This is a genomic window from Acinetobacter sp. NIPH 2699, assembly GCF_022549355.1.
Taxonomy (GTDB): Bacteria; Pseudomonadota; Gammaproteobacteria; order Pseudomonadales; family Moraxellaceae; genus Acinetobacter.
This window is the reverse complement of sequence record NZ_JAKZGL010000044.1, coordinates 1-359: the sequence shown is the minus strand read 5'-3', so window position 1 is coordinate 359 and position 359 is coordinate 1. Positions and strand designations below refer to the sequence as shown.

Sequence of the window (359 nt, the reverse complement as noted above, 5' to 3'; positions counted from 1 at the left end):
GCTGGGTCTGTAGCCGTAACAGTTACTTCATAATCACCATCTGCGAGTTCTGCAACCTCATCGTCTGCAAGCGTCCAAGTACCATTTCCATTGTTCACTGCTTCGTAGTCAACACCATCAATCGTTACCACCACTGTCGCTTCTGGATCGTCTATCGTTCCAGTCAGTTCTGGGGTATTGTCATTGGTTGCTTGTTCATTCAGTGTCACCACTGGCGCAACTGCATCTACCACCGCTGTTGCTGGATCTGAGCTATTGCCTGCTGGGTCTGTTGCGACCACAGTTATTTCATCACCATCTTCAAGATTGTCTGGGTTTGGAACACTCCAGTTACCATCTTCGTCTGTAACTGCTTCTAC

General features: G+C 48.2%; 1 protein-coding gene. It reads right to left on the bottom strand.

Translation table 11 applies throughout. The annotated features are described in order from the left end of the window. The coding region (locus MMP72_RS15810) for an Ig-like domain-containing protein (RefSeq protein WP_241406217.1) at window positions 1–359 on the bottom strand (359 nt) is incomplete at both ends.